5 protein-coding genes and 3 pseudogenes are annotated in these 7,925 nt (G+C 55.6%); 3 read left to right on the top strand and 5 right to left on the bottom strand.

Annotation, left to right across the window (positions count from 1 at the left end; translation table 11 throughout):
* Positions 1-275: 275 nt before the first annotated feature.
* Positions 276-1,115 (bottom strand): annotated as a pseudogene (locus ACI3K0_RS30510) (IS3 family transposase); the annotation flags it as partial.
* A gap of 64 nt (positions 1,116-1,179) precedes the next feature.
* Here ACI3K0_RS30510 and ACI3K0_RS30505 point away from each other — a divergent pair.
* On the top strand, positions 1,180-2,232 hold the full coding sequence (locus ACI3K0_RS30505; protein WP_206829275.1) for an IS110 family transposase: 1,053 nt from the start codon (positions 1,180-1,182) through the stop codon (positions 2,230-2,232).
* A 237-nt stretch (positions 2,233-2,469) separates the two neighbouring features.
* Here the strand turns inward: ACI3K0_RS30505 and ACI3K0_RS30500 are convergent.
* A pseudogene (locus ACI3K0_RS30500) lies at positions 2,470-2,733 on the bottom strand (transposase); the annotation flags it as partial.
* Positions 2,734-2,979: 246 nt separating this feature from the next.
* Between ACI3K0_RS30500 and ACI3K0_RS30495 the strand changes: the two are divergent.
* The gene (locus tag ACI3K0_RS30495; RefSeq protein ID WP_404946966.1) at positions 2,980-3,699 is read left to right on the top strand and encodes a hypothetical protein; all 720 of its coding nucleotides are present in this window, start codon (positions 2,980-2,982) and stop codon (positions 3,697-3,699) included.
* 720 nt (positions 3,700-4,419) lie between these two features.
* A complete protein-coding gene (locus ACI3K0_RS30490; protein ID WP_148148881.1) occupies positions 4,420-4,626 on the top strand; it encodes a hypothetical protein in 207 nt (68 codons plus the stop codon).
* 1,076 nt (positions 4,627-5,702) lie between these two features.
* Here ACI3K0_RS30490 and ACI3K0_RS30485 read toward each other — a convergent pair.
* The 3 genes and pseudogenes from ACI3K0_RS30485 to ACI3K0_RS30475 all read right to left on the bottom strand — a co-directional run.
* Positions 5,703-5,891 carry a hypothetical protein gene (locus ACI3K0_RS30485; RefSeq protein ID WP_206829636.1) on the bottom strand — a complete coding sequence of 63 codons (189 nt, stop codon included), beginning with the start codon at positions 5,889-5,891 and terminating at the stop codon, positions 5,703-5,705.
* Positions 5,892-6,103: 212 nt separating this feature from the next.
* On the bottom strand, positions 6,104-6,628 hold the full coding sequence (locus ACI3K0_RS30480; protein WP_206829637.1) for a GNAT family N-acetyltransferase: 525 nt from the start codon (positions 6,626-6,628) through the stop codon (positions 6,104-6,106).
* A 264-nt stretch (positions 6,629-6,892) separates the two neighbouring features.
* Positions 6,893-7,798 (bottom strand): annotated as a pseudogene (locus ACI3K0_RS30475) (transposase); the annotation flags it as partial.
* Positions 7,799-7,925: the final 127 nt, after the last annotated feature.

Genomic DNA, 7,925 nt, shown 5'->3' with positions numbered 1-7,925 from the left:
TTTGATGCTGGGCCCGGTTCCAAACGTGAGCCCGTATTTCCATCTTACCGGGGGCAACCACCCATGTCAGATATTGCTGAGGCAATGCCTTTGGGCAAACCGTCCCGCGATTACCCCATGTTCAAGAGCGAATGAGGTTGCTGTTACTCGGTGAACGTATTCGGCGCTTAACACATGACCACCGTATAGGCCGCAGCCACATACGACCGGCGTCATGACCTGAGACCCAATTTCCCTCCAGTTTTCGAGAGAGTCATTGGGTTTTCAATCTGGCCTCATGCGGCCCGTTTTTCTATAGCCATTTTCATTGCGAACTCGCTTGGGGTGATGTTGCCCAGCGACGAGTGGGGTCTGTTCCTGTTGTAATCCTCCTTCCATGCGGTGATGGCGGCGCGGGCTTGAGCAAGCGACGAGAACAGGGTCTCGTTGAGGCACTCGTCACGGAAGCTGCCGTTGAAGCTTTCGACGAAGCCGTTTTGCATCGGCTTGCCGGGGGCGATGTAGTGCCATTCGACCTTTGTTTCCTGGCACCATTTGAGGATGGCCATGCTGGTCATCTCCGTCTCGTTGTCCGAGACAATCGTCCTCGGCTTTCCGCGTCTGGCGATGAGACTATCCAGTTCGCGGGCAAGCCTTGCGCCTGACAGGGATGTATCGGCGACCAAGCATAGGCATTCGCGGGTGAAGTCGTCGACGACGGCCAGAACCCGAAAGCGGCGACCGTCGGTGAAGGCATCGCTGACGAAGTCCAGGCTCCAGCGCTCGTTGGGACGCGACGGCAGAGCCAGAGGACGTCTCGTGCCCAAGGCCCGCTTTCGGCCGCCACGCTTGCGCACCGTCAACTTCTCCTCCCGGTAGAGACGCCGAAGCTTCTTCAGGTTCATGACGATCCCCTGCCGGTCGAGCATGACGTGGATACGGCGATAACCGAAGCGCCGCCGCTGGGACGCCACCTTCTTCATGGCCTCGCGGATGGACGCATCGTCAGGCCGCACGCTGCGATATCGCATGCTCGACCGATCCACCGATAGAACCTCGCACGCCCGACGCTGGCTCACTCCATGCTGCGCACAGACGTGAGCCACCGCATCCCGCTTCACATCGGGCGTCACCATTAATGGGATGGTCCGCCTCGTCCTCCTGCCGCATCATGAGGCGGCCAAACCGAAGGAGGTTGCAATGCCACAGCGCAATATGCCGCGCCCAGCGGCTGTCTACGGAATTGATATTGGCAAGAACATCTTTCACGTTGTCGGTCTCGGAAGCGATGGCGTCCCAGTCCAGAAGGTTCGTTTCCGACGCGACACGCTGCTACAGTTCTTCGAGCGCGCGGCGCCGGCAATCGTAGGGATGGAATCGTGTGCAGGATCTCAGTGGATTGCCAGGAAGATACAGGCGCTTGGACATAAGGAGCGCTTGATCCCCGCGCAGTTCGTGAAGCCCTACGTTAAGTCGAACAAAACCGACATCATCGATGCGGAGGCGATCGCTGAGGCAGCTACGCGGCCTACGATGCGGTTTGCTGCACTCAAGAGCGAAGAGCAAGCCGATCTTCAGGCTTTGCACCGGGTGCGAGACCAGATGATCGGAACGAGAACGCGCCTGATCAATCAGATGCGGGCTTTCTGCCTCGAATACGGGATCGCACTGCGCCAAGGCGCGGGTCTGTTCAAGTTCGACCTACCCCAGGTTCTCGAAGACCAATCAAACGACCTTTCGTCGGCGATGCGCAAGCTGCTCGCAGATCTGTTTTCCGATCTGCGCCAATTGGAGCAACGCATAGGCGACGTCACACGCGAGATCGAAGCGGTAGCCAGCCGAGAGGACGTGGCGCGACGGCTCATGACGATTCCCGGTATCGGAGCCTTGGGGGCCACCGCACTTCTGGCCGCGGTTGGCAGTGGAAAGCAGTTCCACAAAGCCCGGGATCTGGCGGCGTGGCTCGGCCTCGTGCCGCGGGAATACTCGACCGGCGGAAAGCAAAAGCTTCTCGGCATCAGCAAGCGAGGAAACCGCTACGTGCGCAAACTGCTCGTACATGGCGCGCGATCATGCTTTCGGCATCTCGACCGAACAAAGGACCGTCTGGGGAACTGGCTGGATGGCCTCCAAGCCCGAATGCACCCGAACAAAGCTGTCGTTGCACTTGCCGCCAAAATGGCCCGGATTGTCTGGGTCGTCCTGACCAAGCCTGGAGCGCTCTACGAACGCAGGGACCCTGCCTTCACCTGAGCTCGTGGCTCGATTGCAAGGCTCGGGAATAGTGATGACGAAACAGTGGATCAACATGCCGTAAGTCCTGTGCAAAAAAGCGGGCTTCGTGCCCGAACCATTTATTGGGAACGGCGTGTGCGGATCTCATCATGGCCTGGCTGCAACCGCAGCCCACTCGCGAGAGGCCGGATACATTTATGCAACTGGAATCGTCATTTACGATGTCGCGTACCCTTGCACGGACGAGGCGGACCATACATTTTTTGCAGCTACATCCTTCAGGATCGCATTGTCCAGCATGGCCTCGGCGAGCAGCTTCTTCAGCTTGGCGTTCTCGTCCTCGAGCGCCTTCAGCTTGCGGGCATCCGACACGTCCATGCCGCCATACTTCGCCTTATATTTGTAGAAGGTTGCATCCGAGATGCCGTGCTTGCGGCAGACATCAACTGTCTTCGCGCCCGCCTCCTGCTCCTTCAATATCCCGATGATCTGTTCTTCCGTGAACCGTGAACGCTTCATTCGTCCGTCTCCTGGTTGTGACGGACTCTACCAAATTCTGGACGAAGTTCAGGGTCTCAGGTCACCAAATGTGGAAGAGATCATTCCGTCTACGAAACAGCGTAAATGGGGTCAGATGTCAGGGCGGTGGGGGCCGCTTTCGGCCCGAAGCGGACCTTTCAATTTTTCAAATTCTGACAGTGACGTCAGGATTTCTTAAAGGCGTATCGCTTATCAAAAGGACCTTCGCTTGGATTAGGATGGCCAATGGTCGGAGTTTCACGTAGATGCCTGATCTCATCGCTATTGGCGCTGCCCTTGGTGGGATGTCAATCTGGTGAAAAGGCCAAAGTTCGATATCGTGTGATTGCTTGGTTTGACGTTGATGGCAGATCGTTGCACGCATCTACCGTGATGGAAATCCACTATGCGCGAGTGACCAATAGTCTGACCGGCAGCGGCGGTGCCACACGCCTATACGGCGAAGCACTCATTGCGGATATACCCGGAAAAGGCACTGTCTACCTTCTACCTGTAGAGCATGAGAAGGGCGGCACGTTAGCGCGGTTCTGGGAAACAGCAATTCTTCTAACCCTCGGCACGAAGAGTAGCATCGGAACGCTCAAGGCCGAAGACTTCGAACTGTTGAAAAACGCTTCGGGTCAGATGAAGGTAAAGGCCTTCCGGAGCGACGAATATCCGGCCTTTGTTGCCTTCTTGGACGAGAGCCAGCCAAAGACGATATTCGAGATCAAACCCGGGCAAATCGGCAAGGTCTTTCCCGGAGTGCGCTTCGTTGGTCTCGATATCCAAATTACTGACGCTCCGGTCTCAGAAGCGCTACGCGACAGACTTCCTTGGCTGAACTCTCCTGTCAGGCAAGAAGTGTTCGAACGTGATCCCCCCGGCAAGCAAAGGCCGTACCAAGACAAGCCGATCGGCTTCAAAATCACCAAGGCTCATTTCTTTGCAGATGGAAGTAGATAGCGAACGTCCGCTGTTGGCGCGAAGCAGCCGAGGATGTCAGGGCGGTGGGTCACAAAAGCCAGACGAACGCCGCAAGTGCTCCTGCCCATATCGTTAGTGAGATCAACAGCACTAGAAGCTAGTTGCGAAAGCGACGGGTCATATTCCCAAACATTTGAATGTCGGGAAAGTTCACGGGTGTGGGGACGATTGGCCCGAGAGTCGGGCTACCGTTTCAGGGGACTTCGCCGGCGTGCCGCCGCCTTAATGGGATGACCTTACCTCCGAATGTCAGGGTCCGTCTATTCAACGTATTCGCGTGCGCGACCGCAAAACGCAGTTACCTCGAGCATCCCCCATAAAAAAAGCCCCGTCGAAGCGAGGCCTTTCCCTGGCACTGTTAAGCGCTGGCTTACCAGGAAGTTCCTGCCGTACCGGCGCCGGGATTGGTGCTGCCGCCGTTATTCTGCGCAGACTGGGCTGCACCCTGAGTGCCACCGGGTGCGCCGCAGTTTGTGTTCGAGCTAAAGTGATGGGCCTGATGGATATCCCGGCAGAACAGGTCGAACCCCTGTGGACTTGGGCAGCACAACTCTAATAATATCCATAACAATGCTTCGATTCTGGAAGAATCGGCGGGAAGGTAATTTTTAATAAACCCTGATTTTCTTTTCATTCGAAACAACTCTCTCGATTTAAACTTCTGTGTTTCAATAGATGCGGGGAAAATGGGAGGGGAAGATGGTTACTGACTTTGCGCAGCGCCTCGCGGACTGCCATGACGTCACCACAGAACAACTCGAAGCCGTGTTCTTGTATTTGTGCGCAAAGCTCAAACGCGACCGGGCGGAAGGTCGAGCAATATCGTTGCTCACTGTCAAATCTAAGCGTTTGGTCGAAGAAAGCCTCAGAATCCGGGCTGAGTTTTTGGACAAGGACGCAGTGTAGTCCGCTTATCCTGATCTCGATGCTGTCTTTGCTTACTTGGCTGTAGCTTGCATTGGATGTCAGGGCGGTGAGGTCAGTCAGATCCAGAACAACGCGTCTTCGTCAGCGAATTCTTCTGGCGTCCTACCGTCAGTTAAATACTCTTGCCAGTAGCTTGCCGCGACCTCCTCCCCGTCAAGGCCCTTTTCGCGCGGGGTTGTTGACTACGTGTCGTCACACCGATCATAAGCGCTGAAAGTCTAAGTTTGCCCGACGGTGAGGCGGGCCGGCTACTGTTGCCTGCCTTGTAGCGCCCGTCAGTGACGACAATAGCCGTCTGTAGCTTAAGTCGGCAATCGGGCGCGATTAATCAGGGAATGTGATGCTTCCATGAATTCTGATGGACTGTCTCGTTCATTAAGGTTCAGGCAAGAAGACGCCCCGTAGGCTTGCTCCATATTTCAGTGCGATATGGAGACTCAGTTGCCCGATAACGACAACAACGCTCTACTTGATCCGAAGGTCAATTGCAGAAGCCCTTATTGAACTCTCTAAGCGCCTGACGCGATTACATGAGGCGATTGATCAGGCAAACGAAGTGCTCGGACGTCTAACGGACAAAGAGCTGCAAGAGCGGCAAGCAACCTAGTCTGGCTTCGCCTTCCGAGTAATCACAGACCGCCGCTTGAGTGTTCTCAGGTACTTACGCGCCGATCGTTCGCTGATGAATTTCATCTCGTCTGACTTCGACCCGTTTGCCATGCGCACAATGTAGAACTCGTCTTCCGGATACATCTCTATGTCGAGCGGTCCTTTGCGCCAGTCTATCGACGCAACTGTTTCCTGCGCTGTCCGAACGACGATCTTGTAGAGTGATCTCTTGATGGAAGTGCCACTTAGGCGCTCGGGGGCGTCTGCAACCCTGAAGATGGTTGCGTCTACAATGCGCTCTCGGAGATGTGCGTCCTGTGTGAACCTTGACGCCCATTCGCGCAACATTGGGCGCAAGTCTGGACTACTGGAATGGCTATTGTCGTTTAAGGAAGAAGGCATGACGCTCCCCTCTCTTCTTCGAAGGCGAGCGCACTAATTAACCCTCAGTCGCCACCGCCAACGGTCTCGGTTGGTAACGATAGGTCGGTATATAATCCATTCCTGATAGACTGTCGACACAGCACCTTCTCTTTCAGTTCCTTCCCCTTAGGTGTCAGGATGCACGAGGCAGCCCGAATGTCGCCTATGAGTTCGATGATGCCGTGATCGCGCGCCTCGATGAGCGTCTTCATTCCAACACCTCTGGGTAGTTGGTTAGACGACACAGTATCGAGTTCCTTGAGCAACAGAAGCAGGCGAGAATACTGCATGAACTTGAATGCCAGTTGGAATTACAGCAATTCATAAACTATCGCCCACTCAACGCAACTCTACGATCGGTTCCGTCCGCTTGCGTACCGTTTTACCGATGTCAGGGCGGTGGGCCGCTCCTTGCCCGAAGCGGTCATTTGGGCAGTCCCATTTCCCATTCCAAACGAAGCATGCTCATGATCGCGGTGTCCCATCTCTCGTCACCAACTTTGGCAGACGACCGCCTCACTCCCTCGTGGACAAAACCGACCTTGTTGTAGGTTCGGATAGCGGCACTGTTCCAGCTATAGACATTTAGCTCAGTCCTCTCGATTTCCGGATGAGAGAACGCCCGCTCCAATCCCGCTTCCAGCAACGGTTTAGCTAGTCCTTGTCCCCGCATTGTTGGCGCGACCATGACGCGGCCAATCCTTGCGACGCCATTTTTCCAGTCCACAGCTAATTGGATATGCCCTGCTATAGCCTGGGAGGCGTTAACAGCCATCCAGGATAGCCGCTTGGGCGGTAACGTTTGCCCTTCGATAATAATCTGTTCAAGCTGATCGTCGGTGATCGGATAAGTAAGATCAGGTCCGCCCCACTGCACGACATCGCGCTCGCTGCCCAGCCAACTGCGAAGGACCGGGAAGTGGATTGCCTCAAAATCGATTAAAGTCATTATCCGCTCATTACAAACTGAACCGAAATTAAGCCTATAGCCGGAGCATCCACTGCGCAACGTCCGCGTCTGGCGCTTTCGCGTCATGACGGCTATCGGCCGAGGCTGTGTGAAAACACCAGCGCATCCCGTAAATTCGTAATCGAGCTTGGTCTGGCGGAATTGGCTCTATTTTGCGCCTATCGGATGCTGGAAGGCGTCGCAGATAGTCCCGGTGGTTTAGTTTGGCGGCTTTTGGGGCCAAAAGGGCGTTTAGCCTCCATTTCAAGCGGCTATGGCTCTGATGAGCGCTCTTGCGCCAATCATATTGATCATCCGTTTGATGTTGTAGGCCAGCACGTGCAGCGCCATTTCCGTTCTCACGTTTTTCAGTCTGCGCATCTGGAAATGAGTTGCGCCCATCCACGCCTTGATGGTTCCGAACGGATGCTCGACCGTGCATCGCCGGGTTCGCATGAGGCTCGGATTGTCGTCCATTCGGGAATACATAGCTTCGATCAGATGCTCGTGCTCCCAGCGTGTGATCCGCCGTTCCTTGCCCGATGTGCATTGTGCCTTGAGGGGGCATGACGGACAATCCGTGCGCCAGTATCGCCGAAGCATCAGTCCTTTTTCCTCCGTGGTATATCTGTATGCCAGCGCCTTTCCGGCAGGGCAAACATACGTGTCTGTGCCGCCGTCGTAGACGAAGTCAGCCTTCACGAACATGCCCTTCTTGCGGTTGTTCGACGTCTCCGGCCTCGGCACCGTTGCCGTAATCCCGGCCTCATGACAGCTGAGCAGTTCAGCTCCGTTGAAATAACCACGGTCGGCGATGGCATCGAGCTTATCGACCTTCAGTGCTTCCATTGCCGCCTTGGCCATGGGAGCCAGTTGCGATCGATCATTGCCGATATTGGTGACCTCGTGCGTGACGATAAGATGCGTCTCGACATCAACCGCTGTCTGCACGTTGTAGCCCACCAGGCCCGTGCCTTTGCCATATGTCGCCATGGATCGGGCGTCTGGATCAGTCAGCGAAATCTGGCTGTCAGGCTTATCATTCAGCGTTTCCGCGATACCTTCCAGGCGTTGGACTTCCTGGCGAACACGAGCGAGCTTTTCCTGCAGCCGTGTGACTTTGCGCAGCGTTGCGTCGGATTGCTCCAAGGCGTCAGCTCTGCCCATTTCGATCGTGTCCCAGGGAGTGGTGTAGCTTAGACGGCCACGGCTCATCCCAGAGGGCCGGATGAGTGTCAGCTTGCTGCTGGCAGGCTGATGAGTGGATCATCGCTCATCGTAGCGATTGTCTCAAGGG

The organism is Rhizobium sp. ZW T2_16 (genome assembly GCF_044987325.1).
GTDB classification, from domain to species: Bacteria; Pseudomonadota; Alphaproteobacteria; order Rhizobiales; family Rhizobiaceae; genus Neorhizobium; species Neorhizobium cellulosilyticum.
This window is presented reverse-complemented; position numbering and strand designations above follow the sequence as displayed.